The sequence below is a fragment of the Priestia sp. P5 genome (assembly GCF_029522155.1).
GTDB classification, from domain to species: domain Bacteria; phylum Bacillota; class Bacilli; order Bacillales; family Bacillaceae_H; genus Priestia; species Priestia megaterium_E.
The window spans coordinates 10,337-32,395 of record NZ_JAKWFJ010000001.1; the positions used below are offsets into that span (position 1 = coordinate 10,337).

Genomic DNA, 22,059 nt, shown 5'->3' on the forward strand with positions numbered 1-22,059 from the left:
GTATTCATGAAGCTAAGAGAGAAAAGGAGTGGCAAATTAAAGAAAGTTAAAGGTTATAGAAAAGGGTATGATAAAAATAACGTTCTTAAGGTCTAAGGAGTACTAAATAGATCATAAAGATTTTTGATTCGTTTACTGAAAAGGCATAATTTAGACAAGCGAAATTAATTTTTTCTCGTGAATCGCGATGCTAGATTTTTTTGAACTGAAAGTTTATAATAAATTAGTTACAGACTTAAGAAAAAAAGATGAACGGGGGGACGTAGTGTGATTGCAACGACCGAACAGTTAGTACAAGAATACATTAAAGATGCGATTGAGTGTGCAAAAAATGAAAATCAGCCAAAATTGGTCAGTTTAGTGAAAAAAGTAAGACCTATTGACCCCCTTATTTTTTATGCGAACGGACATGACCAGTTTTATAAAGAACGCTTTTTTTGGAAAGATCCCAACAGTTATTATACATTTGTTGGATTAGGATATGCGCATACTATTTGCACCAATGCGGCAAAAGAACGTTATTTCCACATTGAAAATGAATGGAAGCGCTTTATAAAAGAAGACCTTTATAAAAACAACCAAATTTTCCCGGATGGGACAGGTCCTCTTTTATTTGGAGGATTTTCATTTGACCCAAATCAGTATCGAGAAAACTATTGGAGTGATTTCCCGAGTTCAAAATTTATGATTCCCACTGTGTTATATACTCAGGTAGATAAAGAAGGATATCTCACAGTTAATATGATGGTTAAAGGACAAGATTCTGTAAAAGAGCACATCAATTATTTCGAAGAGGTCCAAAAACTTGTTCTTTGTGAAGAGTACGACGGGGAATCTCATATTTCACCTTTGCTGTTGGAAAAAGAGGAAATTGGGGTAGAGAAATTTAAAGGAAACATTGAAAGAGCTACTACTTTAATTAAGCAACAGGCTATAGAGAAAGTGGTTCTTGCTCGTCAATTAAAAGTAAAATTTAATGAAGATATTTCTACTGAATACGTGCTTCAGCGTCTGTTAAAGGAGCAGCCAACTAGCTACACATATATTTTAGAGGGAGAGCATCAGCATTTTATCGGCGCTTCCCCAGAAAGGCTAGTGCAAAAACAAGGAGATTATGTGTTTTCCACTTGTTTAGCAGGTTCGATTCCAAGAGGAAAGACAAGGCAGGAAGATCACGAACTAGGTGAGGAATTGCTTCAAGATCCTAAGAACTTAATTGAACACGATGTTGTTGTTCATATGATTAAAGAAGCGATGAATTCTTATTGTTATGAAGTAGAAATTCCAAGTAAGCCAAGTTTATATAAAACAAAGCATATTCAACATTTGTATACACCTGTTAAAGGACGTATAAAGGAAGATGTGACGCTATTTTCATTTATTCAAAAGCTCCATCCAACACCAGCGCTAGGAGGATATCCTCAACAGGAGGCCTTGCCTATTATTCGAAAGCTAGAATCCTTTGACCGAGGGTGGTATGCAGCTCCTTTAGGATGGATGGATATCAACGGAAACGGTGAGTTTATAGTAGGAATCCGCTCCGCTGTTATTCAGCAGAAAGAAGCCGTTTTATTTGCGGGCTGTGGAATTGTAGCAGATTCTACGCCTGAAAGTGAATATGAAGAAACAAGAATTAAATTCAACCCGATGCTTTCAGCTTTAGGAGGGATTATGCGTGGAACACATTAAATCATTAACAACGTATATTGCGTCATTCGTGGATGAATTAGTAGAAGCAAATGTTGAAGAAGTAGTGGTCAGTCCAGGGTCACGTTCAACGCCTATTGCGATGCTTATGGCTGAGCACCCTGATATTCATGTGCACTTAAATATCGATGAACGTTCCGCCGGCTTTTTTGCTCTAGGAATAGCAAAAGCAAAGAAAAAACCAGTGGCGCTTGTATGTACATCTGGAACAGCTGCAGCGAATTATTATCCTGCAGTAATTGAAGCTCACTACTCACGCATTCCTTTAGTAGTTATCACAGCGGATCGGCCGCATGAGTTAAGGGATATAGGTGCCCCGCAGGCCATTAATCAGAATCACCTTTTCGGTCAATATGCGAAGTGGTTTGTAGATACAGCTTTACCAGAAGAAAGTGCAGATATGAATCGTTATATTCGAACAGTCGCTTCAAGGGCTGTTCATACAGCTCAAGCTATACCGAGCGGTCCTGTACACATTAACGTACCTTTACGTGAACCGATTGTACCAGATTTGTCTATTGAAGATTTATGGAGTCAAGGGAAACGCGGTAAATCATATGTAGCTGCTATTCATGGAGAAGCATCTCTATCTGAAAAAGGTTTCGAAGAAATTGCGAAGCGCTTAGAGGGAACAACAAAAGGACTTATTATATGCGGAGATCAAATGTCTTTAAAAGCAGTAGACAGCATATGCCATTTAGCTGAATCTTTAAGCTTTCCGGTGCTCGCAGATCCGTTATCACAATTAAGAAGCGGCAAGCATTCAAAAGAAAATGTAATAGAGACATATGATACATTTTTAAAAAGTGATAAGGTTGATGAGCGTTTTCACCCGGAAGTTGTCATTCGTTTTGGGGCGATGCCGGTATCGAAACCGCTATTGCAATTTTTGAAAGCACACGAGCCGACAGAAATGTTTGTAGTTGACCAAGGTAAAGGCTGGAGAGACCCTACTTTGCGTTCGACAGTGATGATTGAAGCCGATGAGACATTATTTTGTGAAGAACTGATCAAGCGTCTTTCAGCGAATCAAGAGGAATCTACTTCATGGCTGAGTCTGTGGAAAAAGATTAATGCTCAAACTGCACAGGCTCTGAGAACATTAACTTCTGGCCAGGAATGGTTCGAAGGACAAGTAGTTCAAGAAATTGTTGATGTAGTACCTGAAGGCACGGCTTTGTTTGCTGGAAATTCAATGCCTGTTCGAGATATTGATTCTTTCTTCTTAAATACGGAAAAAGATATTCCACTCTTTGTAAATCGGGGCGCAAATGGAATTGATGGTGTAGTTTCGTCTGCTCTAGGCGTAAGCACGGCTTACGATCACACCGTTTTATTTATTGGTGACCTATCGTTTTATCACGATTTAAATGGTCTTCTGGCAGCTAAAATGCATAATTTAAATTTAACCGTTGTGCTAGTTAACAATGACGGCGGAGGAATTTTTTCATTTTTACCTCAATCAAAACAAGAAAAGCACTTTGAATTTTTATTCGGTACGCCAACTGGATTAAACTTTGAGCATGCCACTCGTCTGTATGATGGCACATTTTCTTCAGCAAGCAGCTGGGAAGAATTTCGACATGCAATGAATCATGCTTTCGCAAAAGGCGGGTTGCATGTTGTAGAGATTCGTACAACTCGTACAGAAAATGTAGAGACTCATCGCAGTTTGTGGAAACTTGTTTCCGAGGAAATAAATTTGTCAAACGGTGAGGAATAAGCAATGATTTATCAATTAAATGGTTTATCTTACTATGTGCACACCGAGGGGAAAGGAGAGCCGTTGCTTCTGCTTCACGGTTTTACCGGTTCTTCTCAAACATGGCGTACCTTTATGAAGAAATTCGCTAAAGACTATCAGGTGATTGCTGTTGATATTATTGGTCATGGCCAATCAGCAGCTCCGAAAGAAATCAAACCATATTCAATGGAAGCAGTTGTTGAATCACTGCATGAGCTGCTTCAACAGCTATCTCTATCACAGGTGAATGTAATCGGATATTCGATGGGAGGAAGACTTGCTCTTTCATTTGCTCAGCGATATCCACACCTTGTGAAAAAGTTGGTATTAGAAAGCGCATCGCCTGGTTTAAAAACGCGAGAAGAACAAAAGCTAAGAAAAGAAAAAGATGAACAGCTGGCGAGCCGCATTATGGAAAATGGGATTGAAGAATTTGTGAACTATTGGGAGGAAATCCCTCTTTTTCGTTCTCAAAAGCAATTGCCTCGTCATGTTCAAGAAGCGGTGCGTAAAGAAAGACTTTCGCATACAGAGATCGGCCTTTCCAACAGTTTGAAAGGAATGGGAACAGGAGTCCAGCCGTCCCTTTGGGAGAAGCTGGACGATCTGTTGATGCCGGTTTTGCTTATTACAGGAGAAGTAGATCAAAAGTTTTGTTTAATTTCCAAAGAAATGCAAACATTAATACCAAATGCTACTTCTAAAATTATTTTAGGGACAGGCCATGCAATTCACGTGGAACAACCCGAGATTTTTGGTAGAATAGTAAGTGAGTTCTTAGCTACTACATAATTAGGAGGAAATAAAGATGACAGTTGAATGGACATCAGTACGTCAGTATGAAGACATTTTATACGAAACATATAACGGAATCGCTAAAATTACGATTAACCGTCCGGAAGTGCACAATGCATTCCGTCCAAAAACAGTAATGGAATTGATCGATGCATTTGCTTATGCTCGTGACGATGCAAGCGTTGGAGTAATTGTATTAGCAGGTGCTGGGGATAAAGCATTTTGCTCAGGCGGAGACCAAAGAGTTCGCGGCCACGGCGGCTATGTAGGAGAAGATGAAATTCCACGTCTAAACGTTCTAGATTTACAGCGTTTAATTCGCGTAATTCCAAAGCCGGTTGTTGCCATGGTATCAGGCTATGCAATTGGTGGTGGCCATGTTCTTCACGTTGTATGTGACTTAACAATTGCAGCGGATAACGCAGTCTTTGGACAAACAGGTCCTAAAGTTGGAAGCTTCGATGCAGGATATGGCTCTGGTTACTTAGCTCGCATCGTAGGTCATAAGAAAGCGCGTGAGATCTGGTTCTTATGCCGTCAGTACAACGCTCAAGAAGCACTAGACATGGGATTAGTAAACACGGTCGTTCCATTAGAACAGCTTGAAGCTGAAACAATTCAATGGTGTGAAGAGATGTTAGAAAAAAGTCCAACCGCTCTTCGTTTCTTAAAAGCAGCATTTAATGCTGATACGGATGGCTTAGCTGGTATCCAGCAATTTGCGGGTGACGCAACGCTTCTTTATTACACAACCGATGAGGCAAAAGAAGGTCGCGATGCATTTAAGGAAAAACGCAATCCAGACTTCCAACAGTTCCCACGTTTCCCTTAAACAGCTGAAACAGCTTGGTGATTATCATCAGGCTGTTTTTTCAATTTAATTTAGTTAATCAGTATAAAAAGGAGAGAAATTCATGAGTAGCCAAACGATTCCTAATGGGCTTATGCAAAGAGCATATTTGACGCCAAATCGAGTGGCGGTAGAAACACCGCAAACGTCTCTTACGTTTCAAGAGCTTCATAAACGTGTTCAAAAAGTAGCGCAGCAGCTTTCGTTTAACGGTGTAAAGCAAGGCGATACCATTGCTTTATACATGAAAAATAGCGTGGAGTTTATTGAGATTTTACATGCGGTTTCTTATATTGGCGCAAGGTTGCTGCTCGTCAACACGCGTTTGACAAACGAAGAAATTAATTATCAGCTAACAGATGCAAACGTGTCGTTGCTTATTACGGATGAAACATTTTTAATGAGAGAATTCCAAAGTTCCATTACTCAGCTTCCTTTACCTGCTTTAAAAAGTTCTCCAGAAGCAGAAACGGATTTTCAAAAAACGTGGAATCTCGAGGAGACATTCACCATTATGTATACGTCTGGAACAACGGGTCATCCAAAAGGAGTGCTGCAGACGTATGGAAATCACTGGTGGAGTTCCGTTGGCTCAGCACTTAATTTAGGATTAAATGAAAAAGACTGCTGGCTTATAGCGGTTCCTTTGTTTCATATTAGCGGCTTATCTATTTTAATGCGGAGCGTTTTTTACGGAATGAAAATCATTTTAGAAGAACGATTTGAAGCAGGAGCAGTAAATGAAGCGATTGAAAACAAAGGGGTAACAATTATTTCGGTTGTCACTTCCATGCTATCCAATATGCTCGATGAGTTAGGGGAACGGAAATATCCGCATACGTTTCGCTGCATGCTTTTAGGAGGAGGACCCGCACCGCTTACTATTTTAGAGGCTTGTGTGAATAAAGAAATTCCTGTTTATCAAACGTATGGAATGACAGAAACATCTTCACAGTTCGTTACGCTTTCACCTGAAGATAGTTTGCGAAAACTGGGATCAGCAGGTAAACCATTATTTCCGTGTGAGATGAAAATTGTAGATGAGAATGGAAATGAAACACGTGAAGCAGGAGAAATCATTGTTAAAGGTCCAAATGTTACAAAAGGATATTTAAATAAACCTGAAGCTACTAAAAAAGCCCTTCAACAAGGCTGGTTCTATACAGGAGATATCGGGAAAGTGGATGAAGAAGGCTTTCTATATGTGTTAGACAGACGTTCAGACCTTATTATTTCAGGTGGAGAAAATGTATATCCAGCTGAAATTGAAAATGTTTTGTTGAAGCATCTCGCTGTTAAAGAGGCCGGTGTAACGGGAGTAGCTGATGAAAAATGGGGACAAGTGCCAGCTGCATGTATTGTTGTAAACGAAGACGTTTCAGATGAAGAATTATCTTTACACATTCAACAATTTTTAGCAAAGTACAAACTTCCAAAGTATTTCGTTCGAGTAGAGGAGCTGCCGCGAACGGCTTCTAATAAAATCATACGCCGGAAGCTATCATCGTTCATACAGAAAGGGAGCTAATCGATGATTATAAAAAAAGTACATCTTTATAAAATTGACATGAAGCTTCTTTCTCCTTTTTCAACAAGCTATGGTACAGTGCAGGATCGAGAATTGATTTTGCTTGAAGTAGAAGATGAACAAGGATTTACAGGGTGGGGAGAAGTCGTTGCTTTTTCATCTCCTTGGTATACGGAAGAAACGATTCAGACATGTTTTCATATGTTAGACGATTTTTTAATTCCCTCGCTTCTTCATCATCAGCTTCAAAAACCAGAGGATGTTCAAAAGTTATTCAAACCTCTAAAGCGAAATAACATGGCTAAAGCAGCTTTAGACTGTGCTGTATGGGATTTGTATGCAAAGCGGCAAAACAAGCCGTTATCTGAAGTAATTGGAGGAGTAAGGTCTGCTGTAGAAGCTGGAGTGGTAGTTGGCTTAAATGATATTTCCATAATGAAAGAACAAATAAAAACTTACATGAAAGATGGTTATAAGCGCTTTAAAGTGAAAATTAAGCCGGGTGCTGACTATGGGTTACTAAAACAAATTCGAGATGAATTTCCAAGCATTCCTCTTATGGCTGATGCCAATTCAGCCTATACGTTAAGCGATAGTAATTCGTTGAAGAAACTAGATGAATTGAATTTAATGATGATCGAACAGCCGTTAAGTTCTGATGATATCCTTGATCATCGACTGTTACAAAAGCAAATGAAGACGCCGATTTGCTTAGATGAAAGTATTGTGAGCTATGAAGATGCACGTCATGCAATTGAACAAAGAAGCTGTAAGATTATCAATGTGAAAATCGGTCGAGTTGGCGGAATGTCCGTAGCAAAGCAAATTCATGATTTATGCGCCCAGCATGGTGTAAGACTTTGGGTTGGAGGAATGTTAGAAGCCGGGATTTCACGAGCTCATAACATTGCCCTTGCCACACTGCCTTCTTTCACGATACCAGGTGACATTTCTGCGTCGTCTCGCTATTGGGAAAAAGATATTATTAAGCCCGAAGTAGAGGTGGAAGCCGGAGTAATAAAGGTGAAGGAAAAACCGGGGATAGGATACGATATTGATAAAAATTTTATCAAAACAATCACAGCATTTGAAAAAGAATACAAATAATTAAAAACCGTTTTTTATGAAAAACGGTTTTTTTATTGAGGTTGTCAATGTTTAGTAGAAAAATAGGACAAATTTTTTAAAAAGAGCACATTGTTCCATCAAGCGTGTCAAAACATGTTATGATGGAATAGTTTGATGAAAAAAGTCGAAGGATTTTATCGTAAAAAACAAAATTATTTTTGAAAATAGGTTGCTAGTTTTCTAAGTTGTCCTATATAATGTGTTTATAACATAACACAATATGTTGTTTGTTAAACAATAATAAAATACTATATTTTGTGTTTTCCAGTGAAAAAGGTGTCTGATAAAAAGACTTAAAAGGGAATTTGGTGAAAATCCAAAGCTGTCCCCGCAACTGTGAATGCTGATGAAATAAGGAGATCCACTGTGAGTAAACATCATGGGAAGGCCTTAAAGTAAAAAGAAGCATAAGTCAGGAGACCTGCCTTTTTTATGTCGTTTTATCTTCTTCGGGAGGTGAGAGGGTAGAGCGAGGATTGAGAAAAGACTTAGTGTCTTCTTCTATCTTCGTTCTATTCGCTCACCGAGGTACGGTGAGCGATTTTTTATTTTGAAGTGAAGAGAGGAGCCATATTTATGGTGAATACATTAAAGCCTACAATTCTACATGAATTAACTGCATATATTGAACGTTTAAAAAAAGAATTTACGCAGCTTGATTTTTCTTTGTATGAGGAAAAGGTTATTCAAACTGTTACAGTAAAGGAAAATATGACGGACGAAAAGGTTGCAAACGTCCTAATTTTAGCAGCCTTAGAGCGTATTTCAATGGAAGAACCAGATTGGACGTACGTAGCGGCAGACGTATACTTAAACGAACTATATCGAAAAGCAGCGGACAACCGAGGTTATGATAAAAAAGAGAAGTACGGTTCATTTTATCAGCTTATTCAAGAACTAACAAAAATCGGCATTTATAATAAACAACTATTAAAAACATATACAGAAGAAGAAATTAATGAAATTGCTTCAGTCATTATTCCTGAACGCGATCGTTTATTTACATACATTGGATTGTTGACATTAGCAGATCGCTATTTAGCGACATCACATGATAAGCGCGTATACGAATTACCGCAAGAACGTTTTCTTATCATTGCTATGACGCTGATGTCTCAAGAAAAGAAAGAAAATCGAACAGCATTAGTAAAAGAAGCGTACTGGGCGCTTTCTAGTCTATATATGACAGTTGCCACACCAACGCTTTCAAACGCAGGAAAGAGCTACGGACAGCTATCTAGCTGCTTTATTGATACGATTGATGACAGCTTACGCGGTATTTATGATAGCAATACAGATTTGGCCACGCTTAGTAAAAATGGAGGCGGAATTGGTGTCTACCTCGGTCATATTAGAAGCCGAGGAAGTGATATAAAAGGTTTTAAAGGCGTATCATCAGGAACAATTCCATGGATGAAACAACTAAATAATACGGCTGTAAGTGTCGATCAGCTAGGTCAACGACAAGGAGCTATTGCCGTATATTTAGACGTATGGCATAAAGACATCTTTTCATTCTTAGACGCGCGTTTGAACAATGGTGACGAACGCCAGCGCACGCATGATTTATTCACTGGCGTATGTTTGCCAGATTTGTTTATGGAAAAAGTAGAAGCACGTGAAGACTGGCACTTATTCGATCCTCACGAAGTTCGTACGCTGATGGGCTATTCGTTAGAAGATTTTTACGATGAAGAAGAAGGCAGCGGTTCGTTCCGCACTCGTTACGCTGAGTGTGTAAATAATGAACAGCTTTCAAGAGAAACAGTACCTGCTATTGAAATCTTCAAGCGCATTATGCTTTCGCAGCTTGAAACGGGAACGCCTTATATGTTCTATCGTGATACGGTTAACCGAGCTAATCAAAACCGCCACGATGGCATGATCTACTGCAGCAACTTATGTACAGAAATTACGCAAAACCAAAGCACAACGGTCGTAACAGAGGAAATTACGGAAGACGGAAAAATTATTATTACAAAGAATCCGGGCGATTTTGTTGTATGTAATCTTTCATCTATCAACTTAGCGAGAGCCGTAACTGAAGATGTGCTTGAACGTTTAATTCCAATTCAAGTACGCATGCTTGATAACGTTATTGAGTTAAATGATTTGCCCGTACTTCAAGCAAAACTAACAAACCAAAAGTACCGCGCAGTAGGGCTTGGTACATTTGGTTGGAACCATTTGCTTGCCTTAAAGAAAATAGCATGGGAAACAGATGAAGCGGTAGCATACTGCGATGAATTGTATGAGCAAATTGCTTACTTAACCGTACAGGCAAGCATGAACTTAGCTAAAGAAAAAGGCGCATATCCATTATTTAAAGGCTCAGATTTTGAGTCAGGCGCTTATTTTGAAACACGTAAATACACAAGCGAAGCGTGGAGTGAACTGCGTAACGAAGTTCAAAGTAATGGGATAAGAAATGGATACTTAATGGCTGTAGCACCTAATTCATCAACATCTATTATCGCGGGTTCTACTGCAAGTATTGATCCGATTTTTCGTAAGTTTTATTCAGAGGAAAAGAAAAACTATAAAATCCCAGTGACGGCACCAGATTTATCGCCAGCAACAAACTGGTATTATAAGTCCGTTTATTTAATTGATCAGCATTGGAGCATTAAGCAAAACGCCAAGCGACAGCGCCATATTGATCAATCCATTTCATTCAACTTATATGTGCAAAATGATATCCGAGCAAAAGAGCTGCTGGATCTTCATATGACGGCATGGAAAGAAAAGTTAAAAACGACCTACTACGTACGTTCAACATCAAGTGAAGTCATTGAAGAATGTGAAAGCTGTCATAGTTAAAAGGAGTGAATAATTGATGACAAGCATGTTAAAACGAGAATTAATGAACGAAACAGCTCCGAACCGTTCGACAGGAATCATTAACGGCAAGAGCTCAAATATTCTAAACTGGGATGACGTCCGATTTTCATGGGCGTTCCCTAAATACAAACGTATGCTAGCTAACTTCTGGACGCCGTTTGAAATTAATATGGGTCAAGATATTAAGCAGTTCCCTCAGTTAACGGCTGACGAACAAGAGAGCTTTTTAAAAATTATTGGCCTGCTGGCGCTACTGGACAGTATTCAATCAGATTATGCTAGCAAAGTAGCTGATTATGTAACCGATTCTTCGATTAATGCTCTAATGATTATTTTAGCGCAGCAAGAAGTGGTTCATAATCATTCGTATTCATATGTTTTATCAAGTCTTGTACCAAAAGGAAAACAAGATGAAGTATTTGAATACTGGCGCACAGACGAAAAGCTTCGCGCTAGAAATGACTTTATTACAAACGGATATAAAGCATTTAGCGAAGAAGCAACGGTTGAAAACTTTTTGAAGTCTATGGTATATGATGTTATTTTAGAAGGCCTTTTCTTCTATAGCGGATTTGCGTTTTTCTATAATCTTGCGAGAAATCAAAAGATGGTGGCGACATCTACTATGATTAACTATATCAATCGTGATGAACAGCTTCACGTTGGGTTATTCGAAAAGATTTTCAAGGAAGTACTAAATGAAAATCCAGCTTATCGTACGGAGGAGCTAGAAACGTTTGTAGTTGAAACGTTCCAAGAGGCAGCTCGTCTTGAAATTGAATGGGCGGAATCTGTTATTGGAGAAAAATTCGACGGCATTACGATGAAAGAACTGCAGCAGTACATTGAATATATGGCGAATAAACGCTGTAATCAGTTAGGGTTCGGTCGAGCTGCTTTCCCAGAAGCACCGATTGAAAATCCCCTTCGTTGGATTATTGCTTACCAAGAGGTAGATTTAGGGAAAACGGATTTCTTTGAACAGAAATCACGACAATATACAAAAGCATCAGATGCGAATGGATTTGATGACCTATAAACACAAAAGCTGACTAATTTTCTTATTGATTAGTCAGCTTTTTTTAAGTGAATAAGTCCAAGTTCTAACGCACGTGTAGTAATTAAGTCATCAATTTCTTCTGGAATGTTTTCAAGTGTTCCCCATTTGTATGTCCATAAATGAGTGAACGATTGTACATAGATTGGAAAGGTTTGTTCATTTGCTTTTATTGCTTCTTCTTTAAAAAAATGAATCAATTGTTCAGTTTTCATACTAGTCTCCTTTTTTATGATCTTGAAGAGAGAAAAAAGACAACCCAGAGGCTGTCCTTTTGCGGGTTACGCTTCAGTTGGCTTGAACGTTTTACAGTCTGTTTCATAACTGCTTGCTGCATGTTTTCCGCTATGACTTACCACGTAAATTTCTTCTGCGCTGCAGTGATTTCCATTTTTCCAAAAGTGACAGTTATTTACTTCACAAAGAATGTTTTGTTCCAACGTTAACCCTCCTTTGTATGTGATAGCTATAGTATGGTCAAAATTCAACTAACTTATAAGAAAGGTGGTAGACTTTCATTTTAATTGAGAATTTTTATCAATTAAACATTGACAAAGAGAATCATTCTCAATTAAACTGTGTATATAGTAAAGAATACAGGTTGTTGTCAAATCATTAAATGAATAATTAATTGGGAGGGAACAAACATGTCATCAGTTATGGTTGTAGGAGGAGACAGGTTAAAGCATATTGCAGATCGTTTAGCGGGAGAAGGATTTAATGAAGTCATTCATTTAGATGGCCGTAAAAGCAATATGGTGAAGCGAGAAATACCCGAACATATTGGGTTTGTATTAGTTATTACGGATTTTATTAATCACAATATGGCAAAAGTCATTAAAGAGAAAGCAAAAAAACAAAAAAAACCGATTTATTTCGTCAAACATTCATGGAGTGCTATTCGTAAAGTGATTGAGCAAATTTCATGATTTAATTTTTAATCATTATTGAGAATGAATTTCAATTAGGGTGGTGAGACATAGGTGGAACCGATAAAAGTGCACATAAAGACACTCTCTAACGAACACATCGAACAATTTATTCGATGTCCGTACAAATTTTATCAGCAGCAGCTTCTTTTGAAAAAAACATCTATAGATTGGAAACAGCTTGTTCAAGTAACTGTCCATCAAATCATTAAAACATACTATAGCAAGCCAGTTGAGTATCGCTCAACCCTCTATGTTTTACAGCTTATTGAAAAATATTGGCACCTAAAGCCAAATATGTTTTCATCACCCATTCACTATTACGATGTGTTAGCTAAAGTAAGCGATTATTTACTGAGGTTTTTAGGCGAGAAAACACATGTGGAACTACCGCTTTTTGTGTTTGAGAAATACAGCGTTTATATAGAAGAAATTCAAAGCAACCTTTCTCTAACCATTGATTTTGCTGCATGGACAGAGAAGTCTTATACGGTAACAAAATTCATTCTAGATGACCATGAAGAAGTGAAGAACGCAATGAAAGACTTTATTATCGTTTTTTCGAGACAAGCTTTTAAAAAAGTTCCTGAACAAATTCGTTTTTATTCATTATTAACTGGAGAAACAACAACTTATCATATTACACCAGGCGATTATAAAAAAGCCATACTTCAACTACATATTGTCAAAAGTGTCTTAATGGAACCAAAACATTTTCAAAAGAATTATGCATCCAGTGAGTGTGAAAACTGTCCTCTTAAGCAAGAATGTTGTGAAGAAGGGGATGTGCGGCCCACACTGCTGGTGTAAAGGAGCGTCATTTACATGAAGGAAATCTTACTAGCTTATGCGAGTATGTCAGGCAACACAGAAGCGATAGCCGATTTGATTGAAGAAGAATTACTCAAGCATGGATTGCATGTGAAACGAGCAGAAGTATATGACATTGATGCTTCTGACCTTGTATCCGCAGAATCTATTATCTTTGGAGCTTATACGTGGGGAGATGGAGAGCTGCCAGATGATTTTTTAGATCTTTATGATGAAATGGATGATATAGATCTCAGTCAAAAGCAGATGGCTGTATTTGGTTCAGGTGATTCATCATATGATGTTTTTTGCGGAGCAGTTGATTTAATTGAAGAAAAAATAAAGGAACGTAACGGAAATATAGCCGTTCCCGGTTTGAAAATCGAGCTCTCTCCCTTTGGAGAAGATGTAGAGAAATGTAAGGTATTTGCTAAAGATTTTGCTGAAATAGTAGCAAAATCTGCTGCTTCATAAGAAAACCCGGTCAAGTGCTGACCGGGTTTTTAATATGGCTTCTTTTTGCTGTATTCTTTATTATCTTTCATAAATAGACGCCAGAAATAAAAGAATCCAGGAAATAAAATCGCAAAGCCAACAATATACACAATAAATAACGAATGGAACGCATCGGGATGTGTAAATCCATTCTCAATCGTTACGTTTGGATACACGACATACGGTAAATGACTTCGTCCGTATACGTAACTTGCTAAGAAATATTGAAGGACGATTGATACCACGGCTAAACGAGGCATTCCTTTTCCTTTTTGAGAAGGCAGCAGCAGAGCAATACCAGCTATTACAAATAGACCTACAGATCCGTAAAGAAGAGGCTTAAACTGCATCATTTTATCATATAACCAGCTTGCTTCTGATTGCATTGTAATCATAATAAAGATAGCCATTAGCAGTGAAAGAGGTCCTGTAATGAGCGCATCGCGCCGATAGACCGCATAAGCTTCCATTTCGTCAGATGACTTCGAGTAATCTGCTAATAAAAGAGACGAAAGAAACAGGGAAGAGGTAATGGCAAAACCAATAAATGAATAGACGTGCGGACTTGAAAACACTCTTGCTAAATTTAATCGCTGCGTCCCGTCAATTACATCAATAAATCCACCTTGACTTACTGGCAGTACGGCGATTAAAAAAGCAGGAATTAATACGCCAGATATACCGGATACATAAACCAACGCTCTCCGATATTTGAAGCTGCTAGCATAGTGTGAAAACACTAAAAATCCGCTTCGAATAGATAAGAGAAGTAAAATGATACTTCCCGGTACTAGTAGCACTGTTCCAAGCGTAAATGTAGCTCGAGGAAAAAAGCTAAACAGCGCAACAACAATCGCAACGATAAATACATTGGTTACTTCCCAAGTAGGCGATAGATATCTGTTTGCTACATCTGTAGCATTTGTTTTCGTACGGTTAATATATACCATCGACCAAAAACCAGCTCCAAAGTCCATCGTTCCCATTACGGCATAGATAAAAATGAAGCCCCATATTACAGTAATTGCTAGTAATGAATCACCCATATTCTCACATCCTTTTTAATCTGCTTGCGCAGCAAGCTCTTTAGAAAGCGGATTTCTTCTGAAATAAAACACCAGTACAAGGGCGACTGCGGCCACAAGTACGATATAAACAAGCAAAAATAAAAAAAATAGAATATGCAAATTAGCAGAAGTAGTAACCGCTTCCGATGTACGCATAATGCGGTAAATGACCCACGGCTGTCTTCCTGTACATGCAAAAATCCATCCGAATTCAATGCCCATGATCGCGAGAGGACCGGTTGCGACAAATGCCCACATGAAAATTTTCGGGAAGCTTTTCTTCTTTAAAAACTTGTACCAAACAACGCCCACTAGCGCCACTAAAATTAAAATCGATCCGATAATGACCATACCGTTAAACAAGGTGTGCACAAAAAGCGGCGGCCAATAATCCCTAGGGAAGTCATTGAGTCCAGTAATCACTGTATTAAAGCTATTACCCGACAAGAAGCTGAGCATCCACGGAAACTCAATTCCATACTTGACTCGCTGTTCTTTTTCATCTGTAAATCCGCCTAAAGCTAATGGCGCATGATCTTGCGTTTCAAATAGACCTTCAGCTGCTGCAAGTTTTTCGGGTTGATATTCGTATACTTTTTGCATCGATTCATGTCCATTCAAAGCTGTTACAAAAGAAAAAATCCCGCCAATTACTAATCCCATCATCAACGCTTTATGATGAAATTTATATTCTCTTGGATTATGTTTTCGCGCACGAAGCATTTTAAAGGCAGCGACTGAAGCAATGACAAAGCCTCCGGTTGTATAAGCAGAAACGGCTACGTGACCGGACGTTACAAAGAAACTCGGATTAAAGAAAGCTGCCCAAGGATCTACGCTTGCAATTTCGCCATTTAAAATTCGAAAGCCAGCAGGTGTTCCTTCAAATGCGTGCACGTTTGTAATTAAAACGGCAGAGGCAAGAGCTCCTATTGCTACTAAAATTAGACTGATAATCCTCATTTTTCGAGAAATACGGTCCGCTGCGTATACGTAAATAGAGAGAAAAAGAGCCTCAATAAAGAAAGCATAAATTTCAATTTGAAAAGGAAGAGCCATCACTTTTCCTACGATTTCCATAAAACCCGGCCAAAGCAACGCTAGTTGTACACCAGCAATCGTTCCCGTAGGAATAGCGACTCCAAGCAGGACAGCAGCTCCTTTTGTCCAGCGCTGTGCCATAAGTTCATAATCTTTATCTTTTGTTTTGTAGTAAAGAATTTCAGCCAATAAAATCATGAGAGGAATGCCGACGCCAAGAGTGGCAAAGATGATATGTACTCCCATGTTCAGACCAAACATTGAACGTGCAGTAACTAAATGATCCATTCATTTTTCAACCTTTCCAGTAAAGTATTGATAAACCTTATTGTCCACTTTTTACCACGCTTTATGCATCAGAATTGGTAAAACATATAACTTGAAAATAGTAATCATTACGATTATAATAAGTATATATTGATTTAAAGGAGAGATATTTAATGAAAACAAATATTCATCCAGACTATCGTAAAGTTGTATTTATGGATACAAATAGCGGAACATCATTTTTATCAGGATCTACAAAACAATCAAATGAGACCGTTCAATGGGAAGATGGCAACACATATCCGTTTTTAAAAGTTGAAATCAGTTCGGATACACATCCATTTTATACAGGAAAACAAAAATTTGCTGATAAAGGCGGCCGTGTAGAACGCTTTAAGCAAAAATATAAATTACAATAAAAAAACTAGCCGGGAGGCTAGTTTTTTTATTAATATAATGCTTTTTTCAGCGTATCAATGTTGTGTTGCATAATGGAGAAATAATCTTCTTTATTTTTAACATCGTTTTTCGTTAATGACTCTAAGTTATGAAGGGTTAAAGCTTGAGCTCCCACTTCATTTTTTACAAGCGTAGACACTTTAGGCTTTAAATTTTGGTCAAAGATAAAGTATTTGATATGGTCTTTTTTTGCTTGTTTTACGATGTTTTCTAATTGTTTTTGAGACGGCTCATTTGTAGGAGATAAACCAGCTACGCTAATTTGCTTTAAGCCGTATCGTTTTTCCCAGTAGCCATAGGCTGCATGTGATACTAAAATTTCTTTATGAGGTGCGTCGCCAATCGTTGTTTTTAGCTCTTGGTCTACATCTTCAAGCTGAGTCTTTAACGCTTGGAAGTTCTTTTCAAACTCTGCTTTTTTATCTGGTTTTAATTCAATAAGTTCATTCTTAATATTTTCTGCTAATTGAATAGCTAAAACAGGATCAAGCCAAACGTGAGGGTCTGTATCTCCGTGGTTATGCTCTTCTTCATGTGCATGTTCGTCTTCGTGGGCATGCTCATCTTCAGAACTCTTTGCTAGTTCAATTCCTTTTGCAGCTTCTACTAAAGCGACATCTTCATTTTTAAGTGTAGACTGTGCTTTATCTGCAAAGCCTTCAAGCCCAATTCCTGAGTAAACGAATGCGTCCGCGTTTGCGATTTTGACCATTGTTTTTGTGGTAGGTTCAAATGAGTGAGCATCTACACCGGTTGGTAAAATGCTTTTAGCTTCTACATATTTTCCACCGATTTTTTCAGTGAAGTCCTGTAAAGGGTAAATTGTTGTGTAAACTTCTAATTTTTTATTTTTATTATCAGATGCGTTATTTGCACTGCTTGAACTGCATCCTGCAAGAGCTGTTCCAATTCCTAATGCAAGCACCATTAAAAGTGGTTTGAATTTCATTATGTTGCTCCTTCCGTTCGTATCGTAACCATTTATGACCTATGTTATTATATCGTAATTATTACGATTTGAAAACTAAAAATTTACGCGCTTACTGTAAACTTAGGAAGGGGATCTTTGAGAGTAGCCCAATCTTGATTCATTTCCTCATTTGTCAGCAGGCAGTGGTCTAAAGTTTCAATTATTTCAGCTTTGTTCATATCAATACCAATGAACACGAGCTCGTTAATACGATCTCCAAATTGCTCATTCCATTTTGCTCGTAATTCAGGTTCTTCCTTTAAGGTTTGTTCCCTTTCTTCCGGTGCGTAAGTTGCTACCCATTCACCCGCGCCTTGAATCATAATGGACGTACCCGCTTGAGAAAGAAGTCCTGCCATATTATTACGTGAAGCAAGCCAGAAAAATCCTTTTGCACGTACAATATCAACCGGCCAATTCTCTAACCATTTCATAAAACGTTCAGGATGAAGGGGACGATTCCTTCTATATACAAAAGAAGAAATACCGAACTCTTCTGTTTCAGGCGTATGGTGTTCTTCATTTAATTCTTTAATCCACCCGGCTCCTTGACTAGCTTTTTCAAAGTCGAATAAGTCGGTATGAAGTATGGATTCAAGTTTTACCTCACTATTAATTGTTTGGATAACAGTGGCCTCTGAGTTTAATTTGTGAAGAACAGCCTGCAGCTCATCTGCATCATCTTTTGTTAACAAATCAACTTTGTTTAATAAAATGACGTTTGCAAATTCAATTTGATCGATTAATAAATCAATCACTTCTCTTGTATCGTTTTCATCTGTTCCTTCTTTGCGGTCTAATAAGCTTTCGCCGGATGAAAAGTCTTCCCAAAAGCGATTGGCATCTACTACAGTGACCATCGTATCTAACGAACATTTCTGAGTTAAATCAATGCCAAGCTCTTCATCAATATAAGTAAATGTTTGAGCAACAGGGATAGGTTCGCTGATTCCGGAAGATTCAATGATAATATAATCAATATCACCATTGTCTGCTAGGCGTTCTACCTCTTTCATTAGATCGTCTCGAAGCGTACAGCAAATACAGCCATTTTGCATTTCAACAAGTTTTTCTTCTGTTCGAGAGAATCCGCCTTGTTTAACTAAGTCTGCATCAATATTTACTTCGCTCATGTCATTGACAATGACCGCGACCTTTAAACTTTCTTTATTTTTTAAAATATGGTTCAAAAGAGTTGTTTTACCTGAACCAAGGTATCCGCTTAAAACGGTAACGGGAATTTTTTTCACTGTTATAACCTACTTTCTTGTTTATAAATAATAATGATTACGATTTAACACTTTTCATCTTATAGGAAAAAGTATTATAATACAAGAAAGAATTTTTTTTATGAAGGAGAAGACAGCAGATGAGCTTATTACAAGATGTTTTAGAATTCAACCAAAAATTTGTAGAAGAAAAGAAGTATGAACTTTACGAAACAAGCAAATTCCCTGATAAAAAAATGGTTATTTTATCGTGTATGGACACAAGATTGGTAGAATTACTTCCACACGCTTTGAATTTGCGCAACGGAGACGTGAAAATTGTTAAAAACGCAGGAGCACTTGTTTCACATCCATTTGGAAGTATTATGCGAAGCATTTTAGTAGCTGTGTACGAGCTTCAAGCAGATGAGGTATGTGTAATTGGTCACCATGACTGCGGAGCAGGTAAACTTCAGGCGGAACCTTTTTTAGAGAAAGTAAGAGCAAAAGGCATCTCAGATGAAGTGATTAATACCATTGAATATTCTATGGACTTGAAACAATGGTTAACGGGTTTTGATTCAGTAGAAGAGACTGTTCAGCATAGTGTAGAGACAATCCGTAATCATCCTCTATTTTCAAAAGATACTCCTGTACATGGACTAGTTATTGATCCAAATACAGGAAAGCTAGATGTTGTTGTAAATGGGTATGAAGCAATCGAAAACAACTAAAGCTTAGTGTGATTTTTTCTCAGGTACTTCATCGATGCCACCCGGATGGAACGGGTGGCATTTTAAAATACGTTTTACAGTCAAATAAGATCCCTTTACGGCACCAAAGCGTTTAATGGATTCAACTCCGTACTGGGAGCAAGTAGGGTAAAACCGGCACCTTGCCGGAAGAAAAGGTGAAATTCCTTTTTGATATCCTTTTATAAGTAAAAGCAAAAGCTTTGCAACCATTTATTATCACGTTCTTTCTTTCGTGTTTGCTCATACTATAAGGGATAGAAGGAATAAAAAGCAACTAAAAGAAATAAAGGTTATTAAATGGATGAAATATATCGGAATTGCATGTTATGATAGGTGAAAGAAGAAAAAAGGAGTGGTATTATGCCATCAGTAGAAAGTTTTGAGCTAGATCATAATGCGGTTAAAGCACCTTACGTAAGACACTGCGGTGTTCACAAAGTGGGAAGCGACGGCGTTGTAAATAAATTTGATATTCGTTTTTGCCAGCCAAACAAACAAGCAATGAAGCCGGACGTTATTCATACGCTAGAGCATTTATTAGCTTTTAATATTCGTACTCATGTAGAAAAATACGATCACTTTGATATTATTGATATTTCGCCTATGGGATGTCAAACAGGGTACTACTTAGTAGTGAGCGGTGAGCCGACTGTACGTGAAATTATTGATTTGTTAGACGATACGTTAAAAGATGCAATTAACATTACTGAAATTCCAGCAGCAAACGAAAAGCAGTGCGGTCAAGCGAAACTTCACGATTTAGAAGGAGCAAAACGCTTGATGAAGTTCTGGCTAGAACAGGACAAAGAAGATTTAGAAAAAGTATTTGGCTAAAAATAAGCAGTCCGCTGGGCTGCTTATTTTATTTGAAAAAAGATGAAGAAGTTTCTCTGAGTCTAAAGAAAGGGAAATGTCTCTTTTTATGAAAAAAATGTTTTAATCAACTAAAAAAGGGTACAACTATATTATACAAAGAGTTCACAAAGGAGCGAAAAACATGGCAGCAAACGTAAATGAAATCGTTAATAAACAAGTAGCGAATTTTAGTGTAATGTACATAAAACTTCATAACTTTCACTGGTACGTAAAAGGTGAACAATTCTTCACTCTTCACGAAAAGTTTGAAGAGCTGTATACGGAAACAGCTACCATTATTGATGACCTTGCAGAACGCCTTTTAGCATTAGAAGGAAAACCTGTGGCAACAATGAAAGAATCGTTAGAACTTTCTTCTATTAAAGAAGCGGATGGAAGCGAAACGGCTAAAGACATGGTTGCTTCTTTAGTAAGCGATTTTGATACGCTAACTGCTGAATTAAAAGAAGGAATGGACGCAGCCGGTGAAGCGGGCGATGAAACAACAGGAGACATGCTGCTAGCCATTCATCAAAGCTTAGAAAAGCATACGTGGATGTTAAAATCATTCCTAGGAAAATAATTAAAACCTGCGAGTAATCGCAGGTTTTTTTATGATAAGATGGACGAACACTTTTTTTTCACCGGCATATACTGTAGAGATATGACTGCTGAAAGGGTGAAAAAAGTGGATATGCAGAAGCTTTCTGTCTTGATAATTTCAAGTTTAGGTTCACTGGCTTTTTTTTTATTTGGAGAGTGGGACTATTTACTAATGGCTTTAGTAGCATTAGTGGCAATGGATTACTTGACAGGCACGATTGCAGCTTTTATAAATAAACGTTTATCTAGCAAAGTAGGTTTTAAAGGAATTGCCAAAAAGATTTTTATTTTTGCCATGATTGCTGTAGCAAACTTTATCGATTCTGTATTTTGGGAAAACGGTCATATTATTCGAGATGGAGCTATTTTGTTCTATATTTTAAACGAAATGATTTCAATTACAGAAAACGCAAGAATTGTAGGGGTTCCGATTCCAGAGCCGTTAAAAAAAGCAATAGCGATTTTAAAAGACCGCTTTAAATCTTAGAGTGTATAAAAAAAGAATAAGATACAAATAAGAAAGATAAGTTGGCACTAGAAAGAAGGAGCTGAATATCTTTCATGACAAAAAAATATTATGTATCTCTGAGTTCAGGAGAAATCAATCAGTCAAATACTGCTTCAGATTGGAATTATGCGATTGAAGCAACAGATGAAGAAGTGGAGCAGCTGAGAACCTATTTAGATCAGCGCGCTTCAAGCGATTGGTCAAGCTTTTGGCGATCACATATTCCGTATCTGGAGTATCATCATGATTCTCAAAATGATATGTACGATAAAACAACAGTTGACATATATGCCATGCTTTATAAGCTGGGAGACGATGAAACAAAATCACATATCAAACAGATGAATATTTTATCTTCAGATAGAATGGAATAAGGGGTAAAAAGCAAATAAAAAAAGTACGAGCATACTTTTCTTATCAGGTATGTCCGTAATGTATGATA

24 protein-coding genes and 1 riboswitch are annotated in these 22,059 nt (G+C 37.8%); of the genes, 17 read left to right on the forward strand and 7 right to left on the reverse strand.

Features of this window, described 5'->3' with window-relative positions; translation table 11 throughout:
* Positions 1-267: 267 nt before the first annotated feature.
* The 8 genes from MMB69_RS00055 to MMB69_RS00090 all read left to right on the forward strand — a co-directional run bounded on the left by MMB69_RS00055 (position 268) and on the right by MMB69_RS00090 (position 11,632).
* On the forward strand, positions 268-1,689 hold the full coding sequence (locus tag MMB69_RS00055) for an isochorismate synthase (RefSeq protein WP_221812670.1): 1,422 nt from the start codon (positions 268-270) through the stop codon (positions 1,687-1,689).
* Entirely contained in the window at positions 1,676-3,430 is a 1,755-nt protein-coding gene (menD, locus tag MMB69_RS00060; protein ID WP_221812669.1) for a 2-succinyl-5-enolpyruvyl-6-hydroxy-3-cyclohexene-1-carboxylic-acid synthase, read from the forward strand. The genes MMB69_RS00055 and menD overlap by 14 nt, the downstream gene beginning before the upstream one ends.
* A gap of 3 nt (positions 3,431-3,433) precedes the next feature.
* Positions 3,434-4,243 carry a 2-succinyl-6-hydroxy-2,4-cyclohexadiene-1-carboxylate synthase gene (gene menH / locus MMB69_RS00065; protein WP_221812668.1) on the forward strand — a complete coding sequence of 270 codons (810 nt, stop codon included), beginning with the start codon at positions 3,434-3,436 and terminating at the stop codon, positions 4,241-4,243.
* 16 nt (positions 4,244-4,259) lie between these two features.
* Positions 4,260-5,078, forward strand: coding sequence for a 1,4-dihydroxy-2-naphthoyl-CoA synthase (gene menB, locus MMB69_RS00070; RefSeq protein ID WP_013085280.1), 819 nt, complete (start codon positions 4,260-4,262; stop codon positions 5,076-5,078).
* An 82-nt stretch (positions 5,079-5,160) separates the two neighbouring features.
* Positions 5,161-6,624 (forward strand): o-succinylbenzoate--CoA ligase, encoded by a 1,464-nt coding sequence (locus MMB69_RS00075; RefSeq protein WP_277447000.1) that lies wholly within the window; start codon positions 5,161-5,163, stop codon positions 6,622-6,624.
* Between the two features lie 3 nt (positions 6,625-6,627).
* The gene (menC, locus tag MMB69_RS00080) at positions 6,628-7,731 is read left to right on the forward strand and encodes an o-succinylbenzoate synthase (protein ID WP_221812666.1); all 1,104 of its coding nucleotides are present in this window, start codon (positions 6,628-6,630) and stop codon (positions 7,729-7,731) included.
* 278 nt (positions 7,732-8,009) lie between these two features.
* Positions 8,010-8,195: riboswitch (cobalamin riboswitch) on the forward strand.
* Between the two features lie 133 nt (positions 8,196-8,328).
* Positions 8,329-10,572 (forward strand): ribonucleoside-diphosphate reductase subunit alpha, encoded by a 2,244-nt coding sequence (locus MMB69_RS00085; protein ID WP_269871785.1) that lies wholly within the window; start codon positions 8,329-8,331, stop codon positions 10,570-10,572.
* 16 nt (positions 10,573-10,588) lie between these two features.
* Positions 10,589-11,632: a ribonucleotide-diphosphate reductase subunit beta gene (locus MMB69_RS00090; protein WP_013059560.1), complete on the forward strand. Its 1,044-nt coding sequence runs from the start codon at positions 10,589-10,591 to the stop codon at positions 11,630-11,632.
* A 29-nt stretch (positions 11,633-11,661) separates the two neighbouring features.
* Here MMB69_RS00090 and MMB69_RS00095 read toward each other — a convergent pair whose 3' ends face one another.
* Both MMB69_RS00095 and MMB69_RS00100 read right to left on the reverse strand, forming a co-directional pair.
* Entirely contained in the window at positions 11,662-11,865 is a 204-nt protein-coding gene (locus tag MMB69_RS00095) for a hypothetical protein (protein ID WP_013059559.1), read from the reverse strand.
* A 66-nt stretch (positions 11,866-11,931) separates the two neighbouring features.
* Positions 11,932-12,090 carry a DUF1540 domain-containing protein gene (locus tag MMB69_RS00100; RefSeq protein WP_013059558.1) on the reverse strand — a complete coding sequence of 53 codons (159 nt, stop codon included), beginning with the start codon at positions 12,088-12,090 and terminating at the stop codon, positions 11,932-11,934.
* Positions 12,091-12,297: 207 nt separating this feature from the next.
* Between MMB69_RS00100 and MMB69_RS00105 the strand changes: the two genes are divergently transcribed.
* From MMB69_RS00105 to MMB69_RS00115, 3 genes are read left to right on the forward strand one after another with little or no spacing between them, the layout of a single operon-like run.
* Positions 12,298-12,579, forward strand: coding sequence for a DUF2325 domain-containing protein (locus MMB69_RS00105; RefSeq protein ID WP_221812665.1), 282 nt, complete (start codon positions 12,298-12,300; stop codon positions 12,577-12,579).
* Positions 12,580-12,633: 54 nt separating this feature from the next.
* Positions 12,634-13,389: a hypothetical protein gene (locus MMB69_RS00110; RefSeq protein ID WP_260507777.1), complete on the forward strand. Its 756-nt coding sequence runs from the start codon at positions 12,634-12,636 to the stop codon at positions 13,387-13,389.
* A gap of 15 nt (positions 13,390-13,404) precedes the next feature.
* Entirely contained in the window at positions 13,405-13,863 is a 459-nt protein-coding gene (locus tag MMB69_RS00115; RefSeq protein WP_221812664.1) for a flavodoxin, read from the forward strand.
* A 29-nt stretch (positions 13,864-13,892) separates the two neighbouring features.
* Here MMB69_RS00115 and MMB69_RS00120 read toward each other — a convergent pair whose 3' ends face one another.
* Both MMB69_RS00120 and MMB69_RS00125 read right to left on the reverse strand, forming a co-directional pair.
* The gene (locus tag MMB69_RS00120; protein ID WP_217026759.1) at positions 13,893-14,930 is read right to left on the reverse strand and encodes a cytochrome d ubiquinol oxidase subunit II; all 1,038 of its coding nucleotides are present in this window, start codon (positions 14,928-14,930) and stop codon (positions 13,893-13,895) included.
* 15 nt (positions 14,931-14,945) lie between these two features.
* On the reverse strand, positions 14,946-16,280 hold the full coding sequence (locus tag MMB69_RS00125) for a cytochrome ubiquinol oxidase subunit I (RefSeq protein WP_221784726.1): 1,335 nt from the start codon (positions 16,278-16,280) through the stop codon (positions 14,946-14,948).
* Positions 16,281-16,432: 152 nt separating this feature from the next.
* On the opposite strand from MMB69_RS00125, the gene MMB69_RS00130 reads away from it, so the two are divergent.
* Positions 16,433-16,678, forward strand: a complete 246-nt coding sequence (locus MMB69_RS00130) for a type B 50S ribosomal protein L31 (protein ID WP_221784725.1) — start codon at positions 16,433-16,435, stop codon at positions 16,676-16,678.
* 29 nt (positions 16,679-16,707) lie between these two features.
* On the opposite strand, the gene MMB69_RS00135 is transcribed toward MMB69_RS00130, so the two are convergent.
* Positions 16,708-17,667, reverse strand: coding sequence for a metal ABC transporter substrate-binding protein (locus tag MMB69_RS00135; RefSeq protein WP_221779468.1), 960 nt, complete (start codon positions 17,665-17,667; stop codon positions 16,708-16,710).
* Between the two features lie 83 nt (positions 17,668-17,750).
* Positions 17,751-18,938 carry a GTP-binding protein gene (locus MMB69_RS00140; RefSeq protein WP_221812663.1) on the reverse strand — a complete coding sequence of 396 codons (1,188 nt, stop codon included), beginning with the start codon at positions 18,936-18,938 and terminating at the stop codon, positions 17,751-17,753.
* Between the two features lie 119 nt (positions 18,939-19,057).
* On the opposite strand from MMB69_RS00140, the gene MMB69_RS00145 reads away from it, so the two are divergent.
* The gene (locus tag MMB69_RS00145; protein WP_013085269.1) at positions 19,058-19,630 is read left to right on the forward strand and encodes a beta-class carbonic anhydrase; all 573 of its coding nucleotides are present in this window, start codon (positions 19,058-19,060) and stop codon (positions 19,628-19,630) included.
* A 3-nt stretch (positions 19,631-19,633) separates the two neighbouring features.
* On the opposite strand, the gene yidD is transcribed toward MMB69_RS00145, so the two are convergent.
* The gene (yidD, locus tag MMB69_RS00150) at positions 19,634-19,861 is read right to left on the reverse strand and encodes a membrane protein insertion efficiency factor YidD (RefSeq protein WP_221812662.1); all 228 of its coding nucleotides are present in this window, start codon (positions 19,859-19,861) and stop codon (positions 19,634-19,636) included.
* Between the two features lie 150 nt (positions 19,862-20,011).
* On the opposite strand from yidD, the gene MMB69_RS00155 reads away from it, so the two are divergent.
* From MMB69_RS00155 to MMB69_RS00170, 4 genes are all read left to right on the forward strand, one after another.
* Positions 20,012-20,485, forward strand: coding sequence for an S-ribosylhomocysteine lyase (locus tag MMB69_RS00155; RefSeq protein ID WP_013059547.1), 474 nt, complete (start codon positions 20,012-20,014; stop codon positions 20,483-20,485).
* A gap of 163 nt (positions 20,486-20,648) precedes the next feature.
* On the forward strand, positions 20,649-21,089 hold the full coding sequence (locus tag MMB69_RS00160; RefSeq protein WP_013059546.1) for a Dps family protein: 441 nt from the start codon (positions 20,649-20,651) through the stop codon (positions 21,087-21,089).
* Between the two features lie 81 nt (positions 21,090-21,170).
* Positions 21,171-21,596, forward strand: a complete 426-nt coding sequence (locus MMB69_RS00165; protein ID WP_014457957.1) for a phage holin family protein — start codon at positions 21,171-21,173, stop codon at positions 21,594-21,596.
* Positions 21,597-21,670: 74 nt separating this feature from the next.
* On the forward strand, positions 21,671-21,991 hold the full coding sequence (locus MMB69_RS00170; RefSeq protein ID WP_028410467.1) for a hypothetical protein: 321 nt from the start codon (positions 21,671-21,673) through the stop codon (positions 21,989-21,991).
* Positions 21,992-22,059 lie beyond the last annotated feature (68 nt).

Bases quoted from the DNA above. Each gene is read 5' to 3' on its own strand.
- menH (WP_221812668.1), top strand. From the start codon at position 3,434: ATGATTTATCAATTAAATGGTTTATCTTACTATGTGCACACCGAGGGG.
- menB (WP_013085280.1), top strand. From the start codon at position 4,260: ATGACAGTTGAATGGACATCAGTACGTCAGTATGAAGACATTTTATAC.
- MMB69_RS00075 (WP_277447000.1), top strand. From the start codon at position 5,161: ATGAGTAGCCAAACGATTCCTAATGGGCTTATGCAAAGAGCATATTTG.
- menC (WP_221812666.1), top strand. From the start codon at position 6,628: ATGATTATAAAAAAAGTACATCTTTATAAAATTGACATGAAGCTTCTT.
- MMB69_RS00085 (WP_269871785.1), top strand. From the start codon at position 8,329: ATGGTGAATACATTAAAGCCTACAATTCTACATGAATTAACTGCATAT.
- MMB69_RS00090 (WP_013059560.1), top strand. From the start codon at position 10,589: ATGACAAGCATGTTAAAACGAGAATTAATGAACGAAACAGCTCCGAAC.
- MMB69_RS00095 (WP_013059559.1), bottom strand. From the start codon at position 11,865: ATGAAAACTGAACAATTGATTCATTTTTTTAAAGAAGAAGCAATAAAA.
- MMB69_RS00105 (WP_221812665.1), top strand. From the start codon at position 12,298: ATGTCATCAGTTATGGTTGTAGGAGGAGACAGGTTAAAGCATATTGCA.
- MMB69_RS00115 (WP_221812664.1), top strand. From the start codon at position 13,405: ATGAAGGAAATCTTACTAGCTTATGCGAGTATGTCAGGCAACACAGAA.
- MMB69_RS00120 (WP_217026759.1), bottom strand. From the start codon at position 14,930: ATGGGTGATTCATTACTAGCAATTACTGTAATATGGGGCTTCATTTTT.
- MMB69_RS00125 (WP_221784726.1), bottom strand. From the start codon at position 16,280: ATGGATCATTTAGTTACTGCACGTTCAATGTTTGGTCTGAACATGGGA.
- MMB69_RS00130 (WP_221784725.1), top strand. From the start codon at position 16,433: ATGAAAACAAATATTCATCCAGACTATCGTAAAGTTGTATTTATGGAT.
- MMB69_RS00135 (WP_221779468.1), bottom strand. From the start codon at position 17,667: ATGAAATTCAAACCACTTTTAATGGTGCTTGCATTAGGAATTGGAACA.
- MMB69_RS00145 (WP_013085269.1), top strand. From the start codon at position 19,058: ATGAGCTTATTACAAGATGTTTTAGAATTCAACCAAAAATTTGTAGAA.
- yidD (WP_221812662.1), bottom strand. From the start codon at position 19,861: ATGGTTGCAAAGCTTTTGCTTTTACTTATAAAAGGATATCAAAAAGGA.
- MMB69_RS00155 (WP_013059547.1), top strand. From the start codon at position 20,012: ATGCCATCAGTAGAAAGTTTTGAGCTAGATCATAATGCGGTTAAAGCA.
- MMB69_RS00160 (WP_013059546.1), top strand. From the start codon at position 20,649: ATGGCAGCAAACGTAAATGAAATCGTTAATAAACAAGTAGCGAATTTT.
- MMB69_RS00165 (WP_014457957.1), top strand. From the start codon at position 21,171: ATGACTGCTGAAAGGGTGAAAAAAGTGGATATGCAGAAGCTTTCTGTC.
- MMB69_RS00170 (WP_028410467.1), top strand. From the start codon at position 21,671: ATGACAAAAAAATATTATGTATCTCTGAGTTCAGGAGAAATCAATCAG.